The organism is Pseudomonas sp. 8Z (genome assembly GCF_902506535.1).
GTDB lineage: Bacteria > Pseudomonadota > Gammaproteobacteria > Pseudomonadales > Pseudomonadaceae > Aquipseudomonas.
The window spans coordinates 175,947-195,501 of record NZ_LR733826.1; the positions used below are offsets into that span (position 1 = coordinate 175,947).

Consider the following 19,555-nt stretch of genomic DNA (forward strand, 5'->3'; position numbering starts at 1 on the left):
GAAAAACCACCTGTTAGGCCCCGCGTGTACGTCATAGTTCTCTCGAATCCTTCCCTGGCGGGCGATCACCTGTAATGCTGCTGCTTTTGATGGGATCAACGAGGCGTGCATGAAGATCAGCGCGGATTTCGACAGCGGCAATATTCAGGTGATCGACAGCAGCGACGCGCAGCGGGTGCTGCTGGCGATCCGCCCCGACCTTAACAGCTCGCACTTTCAATGGTTTCACTTTCAAGTCGCCGAGCTTGAGGTCGGCCAGCGCTATGGCTTCGTGCTGACCAATATCGGGCAGTCGGCCTACAGCCATGCCTGGACGGGCTATCAGGCCACCGCCAGCTATGACGGCGAACACTGGTTTCGCGTGCCTACGCGTATCGTCGATGGGCAGTTGCACTTCGAGTTGCGGGCCGAGCAGCCCCAGGTGCGCTTTGCCTATTTCGAGCCCTACAGCCGGGCGCGGCATGATCAGTTGATCACGCGCACTCTGGCTGCTGGCGCCGAGCAAGTCGCCTGCGGCAAGAGCCTGGAAGGCCGCAATATCGAACTGCTGCGCATCGGCGGGCGGGCTGCTGCGCCGCGCAAGCTGTGGATCATCGCTCAGCAGCACCCTGGCGAGCATATGGCCGAATGGTTTATGGAAGGGCTGATCGAGCGCTTGCAGGATCGGCAGGATGAGCAGATGGCCGAGCTGTTGGCGCAGGCGGATCTTTATTTGGTGCCGAACATGAACCCGGACGGCGCCATTCGCGGCCATCTGCGCACCAACTACGCCGGCCAGGATCTCAACCGCGCCTGGCAGTCAGCCAGCGCCGAACGCAGCCCCGAGGTGCTGTTCGTGCTGGAGCAGATGCAGCGGATCGGCGTCGACCTGTTCCTCGACATCCATGGCGACGAGGACATTCCCCATGTCTTCACCGCTGGTTGCGAGGGCAATCCGGGTTACACGCCACGCCTGGCCGCGCTGGAGGAGGAGTTTCGCTCGCGCCTGGTGGCGGTTGGCGAGTTCCAGACGCGCTTCGGCTACCCGCGTGCCGCGCCTGGCCAAGCCAACCTGGCGCTGGCCTGTAACGCAGTGGGGCAGGCGTTCGACTGTCTGTCGTTCACTCTGGAGATGCCGTTCAAGGATCATGACGACAGCCCACAGCCGCGCACCGGCTGGAACGGTGCCCGCTCCGCGCGCCTGGGACGTGATGTGCTGACGGTACTGGCGCAGATGGTCGCCCGCCTGCGCTGAAAACGCAGGCGGGAGATGCACCTTAGAAGATGTAGTCGGTGGTCAGGAAGCTCGAATGCCGCCCTTGGATGATGCCGCTGAACAGTTCCTTGTTGGCGGCCTGATCGCGGGTGGCCACCAGGGTGCGGATGGAGAACACGCGTAGCGCGTCATACACCGACAGGGTGCCCTCGGCCGAGTTCTTGCGCCCGTTGAACGGGTAGCTGTCCGGGCCGCGCTGGCACTGGGCGTTGACGTTGATGCGGCCGACCTGGTTGGCGAAGGCGTCGATCAACTGGCCGACCTGCGCCGGGTCGTTGCCGAACAGGCTGAGCTGCTGGCCGTAGTCGGACTGCAACACGTAGTCGATCACTTCACTGATCTCGTCGTACGGCACCACCGGAATCAGCGGGCCGAACTGCTCTTCGTGGTACAGGCGCATGTCCGCGCTGACCGGGCTGAGCAGCGCCGGGTAGAAGAAGGTCTCGCGCTGGCTGCCGCCGCCTGCGTTGATTACTTTGGCGCCTTTGCTCAGGGCGTCCTGCAGCAGGCCGCTGAGGTAGTCGACCTTGCCCGGTTCGGGCAGCGGCGTCAGGGCCACGCCCGGCTCCCAGGGCATGCCGGGTTTGAGTGCGGCCAGTTTGGCGCTGAAGCGTTCGAGGAACGGCTGCAGCACGTCGCGGTGGACGAAGAGGATCTTCAGTGCGGTGCAGCGCTGGCCGTTGAACGACAGAGCACCGGTCACGGCTTCTTCCACGGCGTTGTCCAGATCCACCTGTGGCAGGACGATGCCCGGATTCTTCGCGTCCAGGCCGAGCACGGCGCGCAGACGGTGCGGGCGCGGGTGCAGTTTCTTCAGGTCGCTGGCGCCTTTGTTGGTGCCGATAAAGGCGAATACATCGACCTTGCCACTGGCCATCAGCGCGCTGACGGTGTCGCGGCCCTTGCCGTAGATGACGTTGATCACGCCCGGCGGGAAGCTGTCGCGGAAGGCTTCGAGCAGCGGGCGGATCAGCAGCACGCCAAACTTGGCCGGTTTGAACACCACGGTGTTGCCCATGATCAGCGCCGGGATCAGGGTGGTGAAGGTTTCGTTCAGCGGGTAGTTGTACGGCCCCATGCACAGCGCCACGCCCAGCGGCGCGCGGCGAATCTGGCCGAGGGTGCCTTGCTCCAGCTCGAAGCGGCTGGAGCGACGGTCGAGTTTTTTCAGCTCGTCGATGGTGTCGACGATGTAGTCGCAGGTGCGGTCGAATTCCTTCTCGGCGTCCTTCAGGCTCTTGCCGATTTCCCACATCAGCAGGCGTACCACTGCGTCGCGCTGCTGGCGCATGCGTGCCAGGAAACTCTCTACGTGGCGGATACGTTCGGCCACGCGCAGGTTGGGCCACAGGCCCTGGCCGTTGTCGTAGGCACGTACGGCGGCGTCGAGGGCGGCCAGCGCGGCGTCGGCGTCCATCAGCGGCGCGCTGCCGAGTACCACTTGCTCGACGCTACCGTCGGCTTGAGTCAGGCAGATCGGGCTGCGCACGCTGGCCAGCGGCCCTGCCCAGGTATGCAGTTGGCCATCGAGCAGGTACTCGCGTTGCTCGATTGGCGTATCCAGGCGGTATTGCTCGGGAATCTGCGCGGCGCTGGGGAAGAGGGTGTCCAAGCGATTTTCTGTGCTCATGTTTCCAGTCCTTTCGGTCACTACGAGAAAATACCAGCGGTGCTGGGCCTGACTGTGCCTACTACTACAGGGTTATGCCAACAGTTGCAGTGCCTCGCTGCTGACCTGAGTGATGCGCTGCCAGTCGCCGTTGCGAATCCAGGCATCGTTGAGCATCCACGAGCCACCGACGCACATCACGTTGGGTTGCTGAATGTATTGCTGCACGTTGTTCGGGTTGAGGCCGCCGGTGGGGCAGAAGCGCACGTTGCCGAAGGGGCCACGGAAGGCCTTGAGCGCCGCGACGCCACCGGCCAGCTCGGCGGGGAACAGCTTGAAGCGGCGATAGCCCAGGCTGTAGCCGAGCATGATTTCCGAGGCGCTGCTGACGCCAGGCAGCAGCGGGACCGGCGAGCTAAGGCCAGCCTCCAGCAGCGCCTGCGTGCAGCCAGGGGTGACGATAAATTCGGCGCCAGCGGCCACCGACTCGGCCAGCATGTGTTCGTCGAGTACGGTGCCTGCACCTACGCACAGCTCAGGGCGTTGCTTACGCAGTTGGGCGATGGCCTTCAGACCGAGATCCGAGCGCAGGGTGATTTCCAGCGTGCGTAGGCCGCCGGCAGCGAGGGCATCGGCCAGCGGCAGAATGTCGGCTTCGCGCTCGATCTTGATGACCGGCAGGATGCGCGCAGCCTGGCAGAGGGCATCGATACGGGCAATATGGCTGGCCATGTCGGCTTGTGTTGCGGTTTGCTTGGCGCTGCGTTGCGGGTTGCTCATCGGTTTCATCCTCGGAGGCCGTGGCCTCTGTGTTTAGGTCAACGCACTTTGGGTAGCGCTGTCTTTGTCGTGTGCAGTGATGCGGCTTCTGGGCATCGGCCTGCGTGGTGATTTATTTCAGTTCGCTAAGGGCTTGGGTAAACGCGCTGGCGCCTTGTTCTGCCGAGCTGAAGGCGTTGCGCATAAAGGCGAACAGTTCGCGAGCGCAGCCGACGTTGTTGCTTGCTGGCGCTTGAGTGGGTTGGCGTGCGGCCAGTTCGGCGGGGTCGATCAGTACCTGCAGTTCACCCTTGCGACCGTCGACGCGCACCCGATCGCCGTCACGCAGGCGTGCCAGTGGGCCGCCATCGATGGCCTCCGGGTAGACGTGGATGGCCGCCGGAACTTTGCCTGAGGCGCCGGACATGCGCCCGTCTGTGACCAGGGCGACCTTGAAGCCGCGATCCTGCAACACACCGAGGTAGGGCGTCATCTTGTGCAGTTCGGGCATGCCGTTGCTGCGTGGGCCTTGGAACAGCATCACGGCGACCAGGTCGCGCTCCAGTTCGCCAGCCTGGAAGGCATCGACCAGTTGTTGCTGGTCATGAAAGATGCGCGCCGGTGCTTCCACGATCTGGTGTTCTGGCGCCACGGCGGAAACCTTCATCACGCCCTGGCCGAGGTTGCCGCTCATGACGCGCAGGCCACCCTCGGCGGAGAAGGGGCGGGCCACCGGGCTGAGGATATTCTCGTCGAGGCTCTGCGTCGGGCCGTCACGCCAGACCAGGCGCTTGCCGTCGATGAACGGCTCCTGGGTATAGCGCCGCAGGCCGCGGCCCATCACGGTGTCGACGTCCTCGTGCAGCAAGCCTGCATCGAGCAGTTCGCGCACGAGGAAGGCCACGCCACCGGCGGCCTGGAAGTGGTTGATGTCGGCTTTGCCGTTGGGGTAGACGCGCGTGAGCGTCGGCACCACTTCGGAGAGGTCGGCCATGTCCTGCCAGGTCAGTTGGATGCCCGCAGCTTGCGCGATGGCCGGCAGGTGCAGGGTGTGATTGGTGGAACCCCCGGTGGCATGCAGAGCGACCACGGCATTGACCAGTACGCGCTCGTCGAGCATGCGCCCGAGCGGGGTGAAGCTGCCACCCTGGCGGGTCAGGCCCACCACGCGGCGCGCGGCTTCGTCGCTCAGCCACTGGCGCAGTTCGGCGTCCGGGTTGACGAAGGACGAGCCCGGCAGGTGCAGGCCCATCACTTCCATCAGCATCTGGTTGGTGTTGGCGGTGCCGTAGAAGGTGCAGGTGCCTGGGTTGTGGTAGGCCTGCATCTCCGCCTCGAGCAACTCTTCGCGGCTGGCGCGGCCTTCGGCGAAGCGCTGGCGCACCTCGGCCTTTTCCTTGTTGGGCAGGCCCGAGGTCATTGGCCCGCTGGGCATGAACAGCGCCGGCAGGTGGCCAAAGCGCAGGGCGCCGATCAGCAAGCCGGGCACGATCTTGTCGCAGATGCCCAGGTACAGCGCGGCGTCGAACATGTTGTGGGAGAGGGCGACGGCGGTAGACAGCGCTATCACTTCACGGCTGGCTAACGACAGTTCCATGCCTGGTTCGCCCTGCGTCACGCCATCGCACATGGCTGGCACGCCCCCGGCGACCTGGCCGACCGAGCCGATGTCTTGTAGCACCTGTTTGATGCGCTGCGGGTAGTCGGCATAGGGCTGGTGCGCCGAGAGCATGTCGTTGTAGGCGGTGACGATGGCCACGTTGGCCGAGTCCATCAGGCGCAGGCGTTGTTTGTCGCTGCTGCTGCAAGCCGCCACGCCGTGGGCGAAGTTGGCGCACTGCAACTTGCCCCGCTGCGGGCCGTCAGCGGCGGCGGCATCGATCATGGCCAGATAGCGCGTGCGTGTGGCGCGGCTGCGCTGGATCAGGCGTTCGGTGACCTCTAGGATGCGAGGGTGCATGGGCTGACTCCGTATCAGGTGTTCACTGGCAGGAGCGCTTATCAGCTCCCTCATTACATTCTTTCGAGCGCCTGTTCAGGTGCTCTCGCGCAACATGAGTTCAAAACCCAGATCATTGACCTGTTCGGCTGGCTTTTGGCCGGCCATCAGCGTGAGCAGCATTTCGGCGGCGCGACGGCCAATGGCTTCGCGCGGGGTGCGAATACTGCTCAGGCGCGGCACGCTGAATGCCGAAGCCGGGAGGTCGTTGAAACCCAGTACCGATATGCGTTCTGGGATACGAATGCCCATACGTGTGGCTTCGAGCAGTGCGCCCTGGGCCAGGTCGTCGTTGCCGAAGAAAATGCCGTCCAGATCCGGGTGTTCTGTGACCAGGCGGGCGAACAGTTCACAGCCCAGGCCGACGGTCGAGCGTCTTGGGGTCAGCATTTCCAGAATCGGGTCATAGAGATCGGCGCGCTGCAGGGCTCGGCGAAACCCTTCGCCACGTAGCAAGGTCCGTTGGTCCAATTGGGCGCCGACGAAAGCCAGGCGTTTACGACCACGGGCGATCAGGTGTTCGGCGGCGCAGGTACCGGCCTGCACCTGGGAAAAGCCGACGCAGTGCAGGCCCGCGCCGGGATCTATATCCATCATGTAAACACAGGGAATGCCGCTGGCATCGAGCAGGCGGCGGGCTGTTTCGGTGCGCTCGAAGCCGGTCAGCAGCATGCCGCGTGGCTGATAAGCCAGGTAGTTGCGGATCAGGTCTTCTTCTTCATCGCGCGAGTAGTGTGAGTTGCCGATCAGCACTTCCAGGCCGCGCTGGCGCATGACGCCATGAATGGCTTCCAGCGTCTCGACGAATAACTGGTTGGTCAGCGACGGCACGATCACCGCGATGGTCTGGCTGTGCGAGGAGGCGAGCGCGCGGGCTGCGGGGTTGGCCACGTAACCCAACTTACTGGCGGCCTCGCGCACCTTTTGCACCAGCTCTTCGGCCACGCTGGGAATACCACGCAGGGCGCGCGATGCGGTAATCGGGCTGACGCCGGCTTGACGGGCGACCTCGTTGAGGGTCGGGCGGCCGGTTGTGCGGGTGTTTTTACCTGTTTTTGCAGTGCTCATCGGTGGCATTTCGCATGTTTTATTTCTTTTATTTTGCTGCAGTGGGCCTCTGTACCGCGAGCCCTGTTGGTGCTGCGGGCAATTTTGCGCATAACCTGGCTTTTGCTCGGTGGTTTTTCCTGCAGAACCAGGGCGCTATGCGATGACTGGCGGCTCTTGCCAAGGCATAAATGGACTACTAGGATAGCGCTGTCTTTGGGGGCTGGCAAATGTCAGGCTCTACGTTAATCGCTTAATTTGCTGAGTTTTTCAGCTAATTTGCGGCTATCTCGATATAAATACAATGAACTATAGCGCTCCTCAGGTTTCAATGGTTGGGGTAGCGCTACTTCAATGAGGTGCTTATGCATCCACGCATCAATGCACTGGTCGTCATGGGTGTTGCCGGCTGCGGTAAAAGCAGTGTCGGCCAAGCCATCGCGAAGCTGACCGACGCCGTGTTTATCGAGGGTGACGCGTTTCACCCGCCTGCCAACATCGCCAAAATGAGTGCAGGCATTCCTTTGGACGACAACGATCGTGCTGGTTGGTTGGTTCGCCTCGGTGAGGAGCTGCGTGCCGCTACCCGTGGCGGCCAGCGTGCCGTGTTGACCTGTTCGGCCTTGCGCCATGCCTATCGTCGCCAACTCCGCCAGTCATTGCCTGGACTGGGTTTTGTCTATCTCGAATTGGCTCGTGAGACGGCCGGCGAACGTGTTGCCAGTCGCCCTGATCACTTTATGCCCGCCAGCTTGATCGACAGTCAGTTCGCGGCTCTCGAACCCCCTCACGTTGAGCCACTGACTTTGGTGCTTGACGCGACATTGCCCGTTGATCAGCTCAGCCAGGAGGCTGAAGCCTGGTGGAAATCGACGGATTCCATCGCGAGACCGGCCTGATCGTGCCTCGTTCCCTAGCTGTAGTTCTACGACAAAAATAATGAGGTAGACCATGAACCAACTGGCTTCTACGCCCGATGCAACATCGCTGTTGCTCACGGCTGCGGCGGCTGTCGCGTTACTGCTGCTGCTGATCATCCGTTTGCGGGTACATGCTTTTCTTGCTCTTGTGCTGGTGAGTGTCGTCACGGCGCTGGTCGCGCAGATTCCTTTCGACCAGATCGTGCCGACGCTGTTAACTGGCTTCGGCAACACCCTGGCTGCGGTCGCGCTGTTGGTCGGGCTTGGCGCCATGATCGGGCGGTTGCTGGAGATGACCGGAGGTGCTCAGGTGCTGGCCGATACCTTGATTGGCACCTTCGGTGAAAAGCGGGCGCCGTTCGCGCTGGGCGTCGCCTCGCTGCTGTTTGGCTTCCCGATTTTCTTCGATGCCGGGCTGGTGGTGATGCTGCCGATCATCTTTAGCGTGGCCAAGCGCTTTGGCGGATCGACCCTGCTCTATGCCTTGCCGGCTGCGGGGGCGTTCGCCGCCATGCATGCACTGGTGCCTCCGCACCCAGGCCCGGTTGCCGCGGCTGATCTGCTGGGGGCGAATATCGGCCTGTTGGTTCTCGTGGGTGGGATTATCGCGCTGCCTACCTGGTATTTCGGCGCTTATGTATTCGGCCAGTGGGCCGGCAAGCGTTTTGATGTGAAGCTGCCGACTACCTTCCTCACCGATGTCGAGCGTGATGCCTCGGTCGCGCCGCCGAGTTTCGCTCTGGTGCTGTCGGTGTTGTTGCTGCCGCTGTGCTTAATCTTCCTGGATACCGGGCTCAACACGCTGACCGTCACCGGCTATGTACAGGCCGGTGATACCTGGGTGCAGTTCCTGCGTATGCTCGGCAAAACACCTGTTGCGCTGTTGATCACCACCTTCTTCGCGTTGCTGATGTTCAGTGGCCGTTACAGCGGCAAGCATCTGGAAAAGGCCTGCGAAGGGGCCTTAGGGCCGATTTGCTCCATCGTTCTGGTCACCGGTGCGGGCGGTATGTTCGGTAACGTGCTGCGCACCAGTGGTATTGGTGATGCGCTGTCGTCGCTGCTGGCCGATACCGGTTTGCCGGTGATCATCGCGGCTTTCGTCATCTCCGCAGCGCTGCGCGTGGCGCAGGGCTCAGCGACCGTGGCGCTGACCACTGCCGCTGCGCTGATGGCGCCGACTGTGGCCGCTACACCGGGGCTCAGCCAGTTCGATCTGTGCTTTATCGTGGTCGCCATCGCTGGTGGTGCGACCGTGCTGTCGCACGTCAACGACTCGGGGTTCTGGCTGGTCAGCCGCTTCCTGCAGATGGATGAGAAAACCACCCTCAAGACCTGGACGGTGATGGAAACCTTGCTCGGTGGCATCGCCTTCCTGTTGGCGTTCATCGGTAGCTTGTTGCTCTGATGGCGTCAGTGCCTGAGATGTTGTCGCTAATGCCCGACCCATAGTGGTCGGGCATTTTCATTTCAGGCGACGAATTTTTTGCGCAGGGTTGTTGCTCGCTTGCCTCTTGGTGAGCGAATCGCGAGCGAGCCTGCTCAATCCGTCCCGTAGTTCATGATCGACAGCAACCGGATCGGCACCTGCACCAGCTTTTCCGGGCCGTGCGGTACTTCACCGTCGAAGGTCAGGCTGTCGCCGGCCTGCATCGGGTAGAGCTGGTTGCCGTGGCGGTACACCAGCTCGCCTTCGAGCAGGTGCAGAAACTCGGTGCCGGGGTGGGCGAAGGTCGGAAACTCCTCGCTGGCGTCGTCCATGCTGACCATATAAGCCTCGAAGCTCTTCTTCGGCCCACGGGTGTGGTTGAGCAGCCGATAGGTGTGGCCTTTTTCCGTGCCGCGCCGCACCACTTCCAGGCCTTCGCCAGCTTTGACCAGCAGGGCGCTACCACCTTGCTGGTCATATTGGCTGAAGAGTTTCGACATGGGCATACCGAGCACGTCGCACAGGCGGCTGAGAGTGTCGAGACTGGTGGAAACTTGAGCGTTCTCGATCTTGCTCAGCATGCCCTGGCTGATCCCGGCGATGCGCGCCACGTCGGCGATCTTCAGTTCCTGGGCCTGGCGCTGGCGGCGGATCTGCATGCCTAAATATTGTTCGAGTTTGAGACGGGGTGGGTTTTCTGGAGTGGTCGTCATTCAGGATTTCTTTCGTGAATAAAAAATTCGCACCAGGAATGTGCGTGGCGCCTTGCTTCGGTGCATTCTCCGTTCGCGACTTTCTTCTTATGAAAGCATTTTTCCTCAGCAGATAGAAGAACGGCGCGGGTTGGCTGGGCGGCGCTCGATGGCATACCAAGTTGGCAAGCGGCTTGCATTTCTTTTCAGGAATTTAAAATTCCTAAGCGGAATAATGGTGACGCCACTGGAGGCCCTTCCCATGTTGCCCAGCGAAACCCAGAAAATCATCGATCAGCATGGCATCAAGTATGTGCTGGCTCAGTTCGTCGATATCCATGGTGCCGCCAAGACCAAGTCTGTGCCGGTGTCCGGTCTTAAAGCCGTGGCCGAGGAGGGCGCCGGTTTCGCCGGTTTCGCCATCTGGGGCATGGGTATGGAGCCGCATGGGCCGGATTTCATGGCGCGTGGTGATCTGTCCACGCTCATGCCGGTGCCTTGGCAGCCAGGTTATGGCCGCGTGGTGTGCGTGGGCCACGTCAATGGTCAGCCCTGGCCTTATGACACCCGTTACGTGTTGCAGCAACAGGTGGAGCGTCTGAGCGAGCGCGGCTGGACGCTCAACACCGGCCTGGAGCCCGAGTTCAGCCTGTTCCGTCGCGATGCCGAGGGTAAGCTCGCCCCGGTCGATGCCAGCGATAAGTTGGAGAAGCCCTGCTACGACTACAAGGGCCTGTCGCGTTCGCGCGCCTTTCTTGAGCGGCTCACCGAGTCGCTGCAACCGGTGGGTTTCGACATCTACCAGATCGACCACGAAGACGCCTGCGGCCAGTTTGAGATCAACTACACCTACAGCGATGCGCTGGAGTCGGCGGATCGCTTCACCTTCTTCCGCATGGCCGCTGGAGAGATCGCTAACGACCTGGGCATGATTTGCTCGTTCATGCCCAAGCCTGATCCGCGCCGTGCGGGCAATGGCATGCACTTTCACCTGTCGATTGGCGATGGCAGTAGCAAGAACCTGTTCCATGACGCCAGTGACCCCAGCGGCATGGGCCTGTCGAAATTGGCCTATCACTTTATCGGCGGTCTGCTGGCGCATGGCCCGGCACTGTGCGCTTTCGCTGCGCCGACAGTGAACTCCTACAAGCGCCTGGTCGTTGGCCGTTCGCTGTCCGGTGCGACCTGGGCCCCGGCCTTTATCGCCTACGGCGACAACAACCGCTCGGCGATGCTGCGCATCCCCTACGGGCGCATCGAGTTCCGCCTGCCGGACGCCGGTTGCAACCCCTATCTGGTGACCGCCGCGATTATCGCTGCGGGCCTCGACGGCATCGACCGCAAGCTCGATCCGGGCAGCGCCTGCAACGAGAACCTCTACACCCTGAGCCTGGACGAGATTGCCGCGCGCGGCATCAAGACCCTGCCGCAATCGCTCAAGGAAGCCTGCGACGCGCTGGAGGCCGACCCGCTGTTTAGCGAGGTGCTGGGGCAGGAAATGGTTGCTGAGTTCATCAAGCTCAAGCGCATGGAATGGATCGAGTACAGCCGCCATGTCTCCGACTGGGAGATCGAGCGTTACACCGAATTCTTTTGAGGCGCCAAGCCACAAGCTTCCAGCCGCAAGCAATGCGGTGCGAAGCCTGGTACGGCATCCGTATCAACTCGGTCAGCTTGCCGCTTGAGGCTTGCAGCTACCGAACGTAGTGAGGACTGCTCTTATGTGTGGAATCGTAGGTTTGTATCTGAAGAACCCGGCGCTGGAGAGCCAGCTTGGCGCGCTCTTCGAGCCTATGCTGCTGGCCATGACTGACCGTGGCCCGGACAGCGCCGGCTTCGCCATCTATGGCGACGAGGTGAAGGACGGCTGGATCAAGCTGACCCTACAGAGCACCACCGCCGGCTATGACTTCAAGGCCCTGATGGGCGAACTGGAAGGGCGTCTGGGTTGCTCGCTGGACTGGTTCCAGAACGCCAGCGCCGCCGTGCTCAAAACCAATGCCGATGAGGTGGCTGTGCGCGCCGAGCTTGCCGAGCTGGCGCCAAGCGTGCGGGTGATGAGCGTTGGCCAGAGCATCGAGATCCTCAAGGGCATGGGCTTGCCCAAGGAAATTTCCGAGCGCTTCTCGCTGGCCAAGATGAAGGGCAGCCACATCATCGGCCACACCCGCATGGCCACCGAAAGCGCGGTGACCATGGAAGGCAGCCACCCGTTCTCCACCGGCCAGGATCTGTGCCTGGTGCATAACGGCTCGCTGTCCAACCACTTCCGCCTGCGCCAGGAGCTGCGCCGCCACGGTATCGAATTCGAAACCGAAAACGACACCGAGGTCGCTGCCGGCTACCTGACCTGGCGTCTGCGCCAAGGCGATTCGCTCAAGCAAGCGCTCGACCATTCGCTGGAGGATCTCGATGGCTTCTTCACCTTCGCCATCGGCACCCGCGACGGCTTCGCGGTGATCCGCGACCCCATCGCCTGCAAGCCGGCGATCCTCGCCGAGACCGACGACTATGTGGCCATGGCCTCCGAATACCAGGCCCTGTCGACTCTGCCGGGCATCGACAAGGCCAAGGTGTGGGAGCCGGAACCGGCCACCATGTACATCTGGGAACGTAGCGCTTGAGTCGCTCCAGGCCTACTGCGCACACCGATTGCTGCATCAGATCCTCGCGATCCGCTCGCCTGCGGCTCGCTGCGGTTCTTCCTTGTACTCGGCGCGCCCGCGACGGCCTGCATTCGACTCTCTATTTTTTGGAGACACGGACATGAAAAAAATCGACCTTGCCAGCGCCACTGTGCGCGATTTGAACCAGGCGCTGCACGAGCAAGCCAAGACCCTTACCGAGCGTGAGTGGGTGGTGAGCAATCCGGGTGGCAAGCACAATCTAGCAGTGGGTTTGAACGAGGCGCTGAGCGTGGAGATCGACGGTCACGCCGGTTACTACTGCGCCGGTATGAACCAGAAGGCCAGCGTCACCATCCACGGCAACGTCGGTGTCGGCGTGGCCGAGAACATGATGAGTGGCATGGTACGCATCAAGGGCAGCGCCTCGCAGTCCGCTGGCGCTACCGCCCATGGCGGTCTGCTGGTGATCGAGGGCGACGCCGGCGCGCGCTGCGGCATTTCGATGAAGGGCGTCGACATCGTCGTCGGCGGCAACATCGGCCACATGAGCTGCTTTATGGGCCAGGCGGGCAGACTCGTCGTCTGCGGCGATGCCGGCGACGCGCTGGGTGATTCGCTCTACGAGACGCGCATTTACGTCAAGGGCACGGTCAAGTCCCTGGGCTCGGATTGCATCGAGAAGGACATGCGCCCCGAGCATCTGGAAGAACTCGCCGAGTTGCTGGGCCGCGCCGGCTTCGATGAAGACCCGGCCAGCTTCAAACGCTACGGCTCGGCCCGTCACTTGTACAACTTCAAGGTCGACAACGCTTCGGCGTACTGATCGCGCACCCTGCCGACGAGGAACTGCATATGAGCGAAAAAATTACCCCGGTGTTGCGCGAATCCGCCACCTTTGACCGCCTGTCCATTCAGGAAATCCAGCGCGCCGCCGAGACCGGCATTTATGACATCCGTGGTGGCGGCACCAAGCGCAAGCTGCCGCACTTCGACGACCTGCTGCTGCTCGGCGCCTCGATGTCGCGCTACCCGCTGGAAGGCTACCGCGAGAAATGCGGCACCGACGTGGTGCTGGGCAACCGCTTCGCCAAGAAGCCGATTCACCTGAAGATTCCGGTGACCATTGCCGGCATGAGCTTCGGCGCGCTGTCGGCGCAGGCCAAGGAAGCTCTCGGCCGAGGCGCTACCATCGCCGGTACCAGCACCACCACCGGCGACGGCGGTATGACCCCGGAAGAGCGCGGTCAGTCGCAGCACTTGGTCTACCAGTATCTGCCGTCGCGCTACGGCATGAACCCGGACGACCTGCGCAAGGCCGACGCCATCGAGATCGTCCTTGGCCAGGGCGCCAAGCCGGGCGGCGGCGGCATGCTCTTGGGCATGAAGGTGACCGAGCGCGTGGCCGGTATGCGTACCTTGCCGATTGGCGTCGACCAGCGCAGCGCCTGCCGTCACCCGGACTGGACCGGTCCGGACGACTTGGCGATCAAGATTGCCGAGATCCGCGAGATCACCGACTGGGAAAAACCCATCTACGTGAAGATCGGCGCCAGCCGCCCGTACTACGACGTCAAGCTGGCGGTGAAGGCCGGTGCCGACGTGATTGTCCTCGACGGCATGCAAGGTGGCACTGCCGCCACTCAGGAAGTGTTCATCGAGCACGTCGGCATCCCGATTCTCTCGGCCATCCCGCAAGCTGTGCAGGCCCTGCAGGAGATGGACATGCATCGCAAGGTGCAACTGATCGTCTCCGGCGGCATTCGTACCGGCGCCGATGTGGCCAAGGCCATGGCCATGGGGGCTGATGCCGTGGCCATCGGCACCGCGGCGCTGATCGCCCTCGGTGACAATCACCCGCGTCTGGATGAGGAGCTGAAGAAGATCGATTCGGCTGCTGGTTTCTACGATGACTGGCAAAACGGCAAAGACCCTGCCGGTATCACCACCCAGGACCCGGAGTTGTCCAAGCGCCTCGACCCGGTCGCCGCTGGCCGCCGCCTGGCCAACTACCTGCGCGTGCTGGTGCTGGAAGCGCAGACCATGGCCCGCGCCTGCGGCAAGTCGCACCTGCACAACCTTGACCCTGAGGATCTGGTGGCCCTGACCGTGGAGGCGGCTGCCATGGCCCGTGTGCCGCTGGCTGGCACCAACTGGGTGCCGGGACAGTTGCGCTACTGAGGCGACAGGTGCTGGTGCGTTGTTGAAAATCGCGAATAAATTCGCTCCTACACGAGTGCTTCCCTGCACCCTGGATGCACGGCTGGTAGGAGCGGATTTATCCGCGAAAAGGGCTGGCGCCGAGGCCGCAAGCCTCGCGAATGACTCTGCGCCTACCCAAGGACATCAGCCCTTGAATGCCGAATTCTCCGAAACGCGCCGTTTCTCCTAGCGCACGTCGCGTTCGTCGACGGCACACGCCAGCTCCCAGCCAGGTGAGCGGCTTCAATCAGGCAAGTCGGCCTGGAGCCGGCGGGCCATGACCAGGGTGCGCTCGGCGCCGTCGACGACTTCCCGTTGCAGCTCGAAGCCCAGGCGTTGGTAGAAGCCCCGAGCGGTGAGCGAGGAGGGCACGAGCAACTCGGCGATACCCTGTTCGCGAGCGAGCCGGGTGATGGCCAGCATGAGCAGGCGCCCGACGCCCTGGCCCTGCATCGGCGGATCGATGAACACCGTTCTGACAACCTCGCCGTCGAGGCTGGCGGTGCCGAGCAGTTGCCGGTTGCATTCGGCAACCAGCACCTGGCGCGTATCGATCAACTGCGCGACGCGCTCGACGCTGAAGCTTTGCTCCACCCGCTCAATCACCTCGGGTGCATAGTCCCGCGCATTGCTGACGTGCAGGGCACTGATGATCACCCGGCTTATCGCGTGCGCGTCGCTCGCTCGTGCGGGGCGGATTTCGATTGGCATGGCAGGGGCTCAGGCTTGGGGTGGTCGTTCAGGTGGGCCGGCTGCCGGCGCGTTCGAGGCCGACAGCGTGATCCTGTCAGACTACCTTGAAGCGACTGACCAGTTGCTGCTGGTGATCGGCCAGGCGCGCGAGTTCACGGCTGCTCACGGCGGTCTGCTCAGCCGTTGCGCTGACTTGAATAACCAAATCGTTGATGTCGTGGACGTTACGGTTGATTTCCTCTGACACCAGACTTTGCTCCTCGGCAGCCGAGGCTACCTGGATGTTGCGGTCACTGATATTGGCGATGCCGTCAGCGATTTGCTCCAGCAATTCGCCCGCTTTGACCACGTTATTGGCGCCTGTCTGAGCTTTGTTCAGGGTTTCTTGCATGGAGCTGGCGGCCCGGTCGGAGCCACTTTGCAGGTTGCTGATCATCTGCTGGATGCTGACGGTGGAGTCCTGGGTCTTTTGCGCCAACTGGCGTACCTCGTCGGCGACCACGGCGAAACCACGGCCTTGCTCCCCGGCGCGGGCTGCTTCGATGGCGGCATTGAGGGCGAGCAGGTTGGTCTGTTCGGCGACACCTCGGATAACGTCGAGCACCGAGGAGATGGCGTCGGTTTCTTTCTTCAGGGCGAGGATGATCTGCGTGGTTTGCTCGGCTTGCTTCGACAGGGCCTGCACCAGAAGCACGGTGTTCTCGATCTCGGTTTTGCCGCGCGCGGTGTTGTCATTGACCTGGCGGGACATTTCAGCCGCTTCGGTGGTGCTGCGCGCCACGTCGCGGACGGTGGCGCTCATCTGTTGGATCGCGGTGACGACCTGGTCGGTGTTCAGGCGCTGCTGCGCTACGTTCTGGCTGGTCTGCAGGGCGGCTGAGGATGATTCTTCGGCGGCGCTGGCTACCTGCGCTGCCGCACCGCTGACTTCCTGGATCACCTCCTTGATCTGCAGGGCCATGTTGTTGAGGTTATGCGCGATCATGCCGAACTCATCGCGGCCCTCGTAGCGGGTGTGGGCGGTGAGGTCACGTTTGGATAAGGCCAGCAGAGTCTCGTTAAGGTCGCTGACGGCTGATTTGATGCTACGGATGATCAGGTACGAGAGCGTCAGCACGATGGCCAGCACGAGCAGAATTGCGCCGACCGTTTTCCACAGACTGGCGACGATCGAGGCCTGCATGTTCATTGCGATGCTACCTGCATCCTGGCTCAGCTCACTTTCTACCTGCCCGATGAGGTCAATGCGTGCGGTGGAGAGCTTGAACCACTGTTCGGGCTTGGTGTTGAGGGCTGTGCCCAGCGGTGTTTCTAGAGCCAGTCGTTGTAGAGCCATGGCTGCCTGCGCGTCGGGTTGCTGCATGGCACTGTCCAGCTTGCCTTTGAGTTCTGCCGAAGCCTGGCGCTGGAAGGCCGCCTGATAGGCTGAAAACTCTCCGAGGTTACGGCTCAGGCGCGTGAGCAGATCGGCATTGAGCTGATTGAGACTGAAAATCTGCCCGAGCAAGGCGCGCTCACGGCCTGCGCGCTCTTTCATTTCTATCAGTTGATTGAGTACGTTGAGGGTACGTTGAACCTTCACCACGCTGATACTGGCTTCTAGCGAATGGGTGTAGCCGATCAGACCGGTGATCATGCCGGTGTAGCGTGCCCCGGATTCGGCGCCAGTGAGCGCCAGGGCATCGACTTGTTTACGCAGCTCGGCTATTTCGCCTAAGCCCTTTAGAACGGCATTCAGATCTGTTGTCGCGGTGCTCGATAGGCTCTGCAATTGCTTGATCGCTGCATCGCTGTCACGTCGAAACTGGGCCAGCGCATCGCGCATGGCTGCGCCCTTGCTCGTAATGAACACGCCACTGGCACCGCGCTCGCGCTGCAATGCGGTAACGGCAGTGCTGATGTGCTGAGCGGTGTCGATGGCGACAACGGTATGGTTGGTCTCGCGTAGCGTCTGATACTGATTGGCGACGTCCATCGCGCAGAAGAGCAAAAAGCCCAGGAGGGGGAACAGCACTATAAGCAGGAGCTTTGTGCTCAGGGGCGCATTTTTCAGCATCGTTGATATGCCTATCGTCTGTGTTGATAGTGGCAGGCGAACAACGAATACCAGTGGTCTCTTGAGCCGCGACTGGCTGGCGAGGGATCTACTGTCCCTCTGCTTCAACGGGAACTGCATTCCGTTGCATCGACTGTTGCAAGCACTGGCGCAACACCTCAATGCGCCCAGGCTGGTTATTCCAGAGTAGCTCATTGGGCTGGGGTGTAGGCGCGGTGCGTCTTATGTTTTCGGGTGCTCGGCGGTTTTCTTGAGTGATGGCAAGTATTCACCTGAAACCGTCAGCTATTCGCGCCTGTCGCAAGCATGCCGTCGGCTGCCACACCGACCGCTGTTACACGACTCGTATCGGGGGCTGTTAATGCCCTGTGGCAAGTTCTACTTTGGCCGACTTAGCACCTGGGTAGCTTAGATGTTCGAGACCTGCTGTGATGCGCCCGAGCCTTATCAGGCCTTGGGAGTAGCCAAAGTCTTGGTAGAAGATCGCCAGGTTGCCCCAGGGCGCGTAGTAGGTGATGTCACCGATTTGCGGGTCTATGCCGGGCGGTGCATTTGTGGTGGAAAGCTTGTGGGGTAAATAGGCGATCTTCTCTGTAGACGCATAGTCTTTGAGGTCGATGTTCAGAGGGAGCTGAGCAATAAAGTCGCGACTGGACGGAGTATCGTCGAGCGTCGCGGTGATGATGGCCTCACCGATGATGATGCGGATGGCGTGCATACGATGTGCGTCCTCGTTGATTGTGCCTGCGGCACCGCAAGCGGCACTGAATATCAGCGCCAGCATGAAGGTTAGGTTTTGCCGCATGTATTCAGGCACTTGATCGATTCCCGGTAGTGATCAGCACGCATAGGCCTAAGGTGCCTCGCCGCGGGGGCTTGGCCAAATTCATCCAGTCTTGCAGGTCTTTCGGCAGAGCGTTTAGCTCCAATGCCTTGAGGTTCTGGCGCAGTTGGTTGGCAGTGCGCGCGCCTCTGAGTGCGGTTGTGGAGCCGTCAGGCAAATGCCACGTTTGTCGGAGCCTCGCCTAGTCCGATGCGGCTGTGTGGCCAAGATGTGTATAGCGTATTTCAACCCATTCCCTGGCTCTGAAATACTGCCTTGCCGGATATGCAAGACAGCGCCAGGCCTAACCTGACGCTGCCTGCGTATAGATAAGCTAGGTGCTACAGATATTTGCCGAAGAACTCGGTCATCCGGTCAAAAGGAATCTTGTCCGCGCGGTCGTACAGGTCGACATGGCTGGCGCCTGGAATGATCAGCAACTCCTTCGGCTCCGCCGCGGCGGAGTAGGCGGCTTCGCTGAAATAGCGCGAGTGGGCATTTTCACCGTGGATGAACAGAACCGGACGCGGTGAGATTTCCTTGATGTAGGTGAGGATTGGCATGTTCATGAACGACAACGGCGTGGTCATCGTCCAGGCATTACCCGAGTTAACCGCGCGAGGGTGGTAGCCGCGTGGCGTCATGTAGTAGTCGTGGTAGTCGACTAGAAACTGCGCTTCGCCACCTTTTAGCTCGTTGTAGGGTGGCTGATAAGCGGGCGCTCCGTTTTGTGCATCCTTCCAGCGTTGCTGGCCCAGTTGCTCCAGCGTCTGCGTGCGTTGTTCGAGGGTTACGCTGTCGTTGTAGCCTTTGGACATCACTCGTGTCATGTCGTACATGGTACTGGTCACGACTGCTTTGATGCGTTTGTCCACGGCTGTTGCGTTCAGGGCCATGCCCCCCCAGCCACAGATACCGATGATGCCGATGCGTTCACGATCTACTTCCGGCAGTAGGCCGATGAAGTCCACGGCGGCGCTGAAGTCTTCGGTATTGATGTCTGGTGAGGCGACATTGCGTGGCTGACCACCACTCTCACCGGTATAAGACGGGTCGAAAGCCAGTGTAACGAAGCCGCGCTCGGCCATGGTCTGCGCATACAGGCCGGAAGATTGTTCCTTGACGGCGCCAAATGGGCCGCTGACCACAATTGCCGGTAGTCGATCTGCAGTACGTGCCTTCGGCAAATAGAGATCAGCCGCCAGGGTGATGCCATAACGGTTTACGAAAGTGACTTTGCGCTGCTCGACCTTTTCACTACGGGGGAAGGTTTTGTCCCATTCCTGCGTAAGTTGCAGTTGCATGCTGTCTACTCCGTTGTTTGAGGAGGCGGTTGCTACCTGATTGTTCTGGCAGCCGAGAAGAGCCATCAGCGCGCCGGCCAGGATGGCTAATTGGAGGGAGGCTTTCTTGAGTCGTACTCGGTTACTGCTCTGAATTTCCATGT

The 19,555-nt window shown here is 61.6% G+C and carries 16 protein-coding genes and 1 pseudogene; 7 read left to right on the top strand and 10 right to left on the bottom strand.

Annotation, left to right across the window (positions count from 1 at the left end; all coding sequences use genetic code 11):
* Positions 1-109: 109 nt before the first annotated feature.
* On the top strand, positions 110-1,234 hold the full coding sequence (locus tag AERO9A_RS10165; protein ID WP_159971848.1) for a M14-type cytosolic carboxypeptidase: 1,125 nt from the start codon (positions 110-112) through the stop codon (positions 1,232-1,234).
* Positions 1,235-1,256: 22 nt separating this feature from the next.
* On the opposite strand, the gene AERO9A_RS10170 is transcribed toward AERO9A_RS10165, so the two are convergent.
* The 4 genes from AERO9A_RS10170 to AERO9A_RS10185 all read right to left on the bottom strand — a co-directional run bounded on the left by AERO9A_RS10170 (position 1,257) and on the right by AERO9A_RS10185 (position 6,690).
* Positions 1,257-2,885, bottom strand: coding sequence for an NADP-dependent glyceraldehyde-3-phosphate dehydrogenase (locus AERO9A_RS10170; RefSeq protein WP_159971849.1), 1,629 nt, complete (start codon positions 2,883-2,885; stop codon positions 1,257-1,259).
* A 72-nt stretch (positions 2,886-2,957) separates the two neighbouring features.
* Positions 2,958-3,596 carry a bifunctional 4-hydroxy-2-oxoglutarate aldolase/2-dehydro-3-deoxy-phosphogluconate aldolase gene (locus AERO9A_RS10175; RefSeq protein ID WP_159972301.1) on the bottom strand — a complete coding sequence of 213 codons (639 nt, stop codon included), beginning with the start codon at positions 3,594-3,596 and terminating at the stop codon, positions 2,958-2,960.
* A 160-nt stretch (positions 3,597-3,756) separates the two neighbouring features.
* On the bottom strand, positions 3,757-5,583 hold the full coding sequence (edd, locus tag AERO9A_RS10180; RefSeq protein ID WP_159971850.1) for a phosphogluconate dehydratase: 1,827 nt from the start codon (positions 5,581-5,583) through the stop codon (positions 3,757-3,759).
* A 75-nt stretch (positions 5,584-5,658) separates the two neighbouring features.
* A complete protein-coding gene (locus tag AERO9A_RS10185) occupies positions 5,659-6,690 on the bottom strand; it encodes a LacI family DNA-binding transcriptional regulator (protein WP_159971851.1) in 1,032 nt (343 codons plus the stop codon).
* 344 nt (positions 6,691-7,034) lie between these two features.
* On the opposite strand from AERO9A_RS10185, the gene AERO9A_RS10190 reads away from it, so the two are divergent.
* Positions 7,035-7,568, top strand: a complete 534-nt coding sequence (locus AERO9A_RS10190; RefSeq protein WP_159971852.1) for a gluconokinase — start codon at positions 7,035-7,037, stop codon at positions 7,566-7,568.
* Positions 7,569-7,620: 52 nt separating this feature from the next.
* Positions 7,621-8,997 (top strand): GntP family permease, encoded by a 1,377-nt coding sequence (locus AERO9A_RS10195; RefSeq protein ID WP_159971853.1) that lies wholly within the window; start codon positions 7,621-7,623, stop codon positions 8,995-8,997.
* Between the two features lie 134 nt (positions 8,998-9,131).
* Here AERO9A_RS10195 and AERO9A_RS10200 read toward each other — a convergent pair whose 3' ends face one another.
* On the bottom strand, positions 9,132-9,731 hold the full coding sequence (locus AERO9A_RS10200) for a helix-turn-helix domain-containing protein (protein ID WP_159971854.1): 600 nt from the start codon (positions 9,729-9,731) through the stop codon (positions 9,132-9,134).
* A gap of 241 nt (positions 9,732-9,972) precedes the next feature.
* Between AERO9A_RS10200 and glnT the strand changes: the two genes are divergently transcribed.
* The 4 genes from glnT to AERO9A_RS10220 all read left to right on the top strand — a co-directional run bounded on the left by glnT (position 9,973) and on the right by AERO9A_RS10220 (position 14,515).
* Complete coding sequence (glnT, locus tag AERO9A_RS10205) at positions 9,973-11,307, top strand: type III glutamate--ammonia ligase (RefSeq protein ID WP_159971855.1); 1,335 nt, start codon at positions 9,973-9,975, stop codon at positions 11,305-11,307.
* A gap of 124 nt (positions 11,308-11,431) precedes the next feature.
* Positions 11,432-12,334, top strand: a complete 903-nt coding sequence (locus tag AERO9A_RS10210) for a glutamine amidotransferase family protein (protein WP_159971856.1) — start codon at positions 11,432-11,434, stop codon at positions 12,332-12,334.
* Positions 12,335-12,476: 142 nt separating this feature from the next.
* Positions 12,477-13,160 (top strand): protein glxC, encoded by a 684-nt coding sequence (locus AERO9A_RS10215; protein WP_159971857.1) that lies wholly within the window; start codon positions 12,477-12,479, stop codon positions 13,158-13,160.
* A gap of 29 nt (positions 13,161-13,189) precedes the next feature.
* A complete protein-coding gene (locus AERO9A_RS10220) occupies positions 13,190-14,515 on the top strand; it encodes an FMN-binding glutamate synthase family protein (protein WP_159971858.1) in 1,326 nt (441 codons plus the stop codon).
* A gap of 264 nt (positions 14,516-14,779) precedes the next feature.
* Here AERO9A_RS10220 and AERO9A_RS10225 read toward each other — a convergent pair whose 3' ends face one another.
* From AERO9A_RS10225 to AERO9A_RS10240, 5 genes and pseudogenes are all read right to left on the bottom strand, one after another.
* Positions 14,780-15,247, bottom strand: a complete 468-nt coding sequence (locus AERO9A_RS10225) for a GNAT family N-acetyltransferase (protein ID WP_159971859.1) — start codon at positions 15,245-15,247, stop codon at positions 14,780-14,782.
* A gap of 76 nt (positions 15,248-15,323) precedes the next feature.
* Positions 15,324-16,190, bottom strand: a complete 867-nt coding sequence (locus AERO9A_RS22775) for a methyl-accepting chemotaxis protein (RefSeq protein ID WP_372239671.1) — start codon at positions 16,188-16,190, stop codon at positions 15,324-15,326.
* Positions 16,185-17,480, bottom strand: a pseudogene (locus AERO9A_RS22780) (nitrate- and nitrite sensing domain-containing protein); the annotation flags it as partial. The gene AERO9A_RS22775 and the pseudogene AERO9A_RS22780, both read right to left, overlap by 6 nt.
* Positions 17,481-17,643: 163 nt before the next feature.
* On the bottom strand, positions 17,644-18,102 hold the full coding sequence (locus tag AERO9A_RS10235) for a cyclophilin-like fold protein (protein ID WP_256665906.1): 459 nt from the start codon (positions 18,100-18,102) through the stop codon (positions 17,644-17,646).
* Positions 18,103-18,449: 347 nt separating this feature from the next.
* Positions 18,450-19,553: an alpha/beta hydrolase gene (locus AERO9A_RS10240; RefSeq protein WP_159971861.1), complete on the bottom strand. Its 1,104-nt coding sequence runs from the start codon at positions 19,551-19,553 to the stop codon at positions 18,450-18,452.
* Positions 19,554-19,555 lie beyond the last annotated feature (2 nt).

Excerpts from the sequence above, each read along its gene's own strand:
- AERO9A_RS10165 (WP_159971848.1), top strand. The coding sequence starts at position 110 with ATGAAGATCAGCGCGGATTTCGACAGCGGCAATATTCAGGTGATCGAC.
- AERO9A_RS10170 (WP_159971849.1), bottom strand. The coding sequence starts at position 2,885 with ATGAGCACAGAAAATCGCTTGGACACCCTCTTCCCCAGCGCCGCGCAG.
- AERO9A_RS10175 (WP_159972301.1), bottom strand. The coding sequence starts at position 3,596 with ATGGCCAGCCATATTGCCCGTATCGATGCCCTCTGCCAGGCTGCGCGC.
- edd (WP_159971850.1), bottom strand. The coding sequence starts at position 5,583 with ATGCACCCTCGCATCCTAGAGGTCACCGAACGCCTGATCCAGCGCAGC.
- AERO9A_RS10185 (WP_159971851.1), bottom strand. The coding sequence starts at position 6,690 with ATGAGCACTGCAAAAACAGGTAAAAACACCCGCACAACCGGCCGCCCG.
- AERO9A_RS10190 (WP_159971852.1), top strand. The coding sequence starts at position 7,035 with ATGCATCCACGCATCAATGCACTGGTCGTCATGGGTGTTGCCGGCTGC.
- AERO9A_RS10195 (WP_159971853.1), top strand. The coding sequence starts at position 7,621 with ATGAACCAACTGGCTTCTACGCCCGATGCAACATCGCTGTTGCTCACG.
- AERO9A_RS10200 (WP_159971854.1), bottom strand. The coding sequence starts at position 9,731 with ATGACGACCACTCCAGAAAACCCACCCCGTCTCAAACTCGAACAATAT.
- glnT (WP_159971855.1), top strand. The coding sequence starts at position 9,973 with ATGTTGCCCAGCGAAACCCAGAAAATCATCGATCAGCATGGCATCAAG.
- AERO9A_RS10210 (WP_159971856.1), top strand. The coding sequence starts at position 11,432 with ATGTGTGGAATCGTAGGTTTGTATCTGAAGAACCCGGCGCTGGAGAGC.
- AERO9A_RS10215 (WP_159971857.1), top strand. The coding sequence starts at position 12,477 with ATGAAAAAAATCGACCTTGCCAGCGCCACTGTGCGCGATTTGAACCAG.
- AERO9A_RS10220 (WP_159971858.1), top strand. The coding sequence starts at position 13,190 with ATGAGCGAAAAAATTACCCCGGTGTTGCGCGAATCCGCCACCTTTGAC.
- AERO9A_RS10225 (WP_159971859.1), bottom strand. The coding sequence starts at position 15,247 with ATGCCAATCGAAATCCGCCCCGCACGAGCGAGCGACGCGCACGCGATA.
- AERO9A_RS22775 (WP_372239671.1), bottom strand. The coding sequence starts at position 16,190 with ATGGCCCTGCAGATCAAGGAGGTGATCCAGGAAGTCAGCGGTGCGGCA.
- AERO9A_RS10240 (WP_159971861.1), bottom strand. The coding sequence starts at position 19,553 with ATGGAAATTCAGAGCAGTAACCGAGTACGACTCAAGAAAGCCTCCCTC.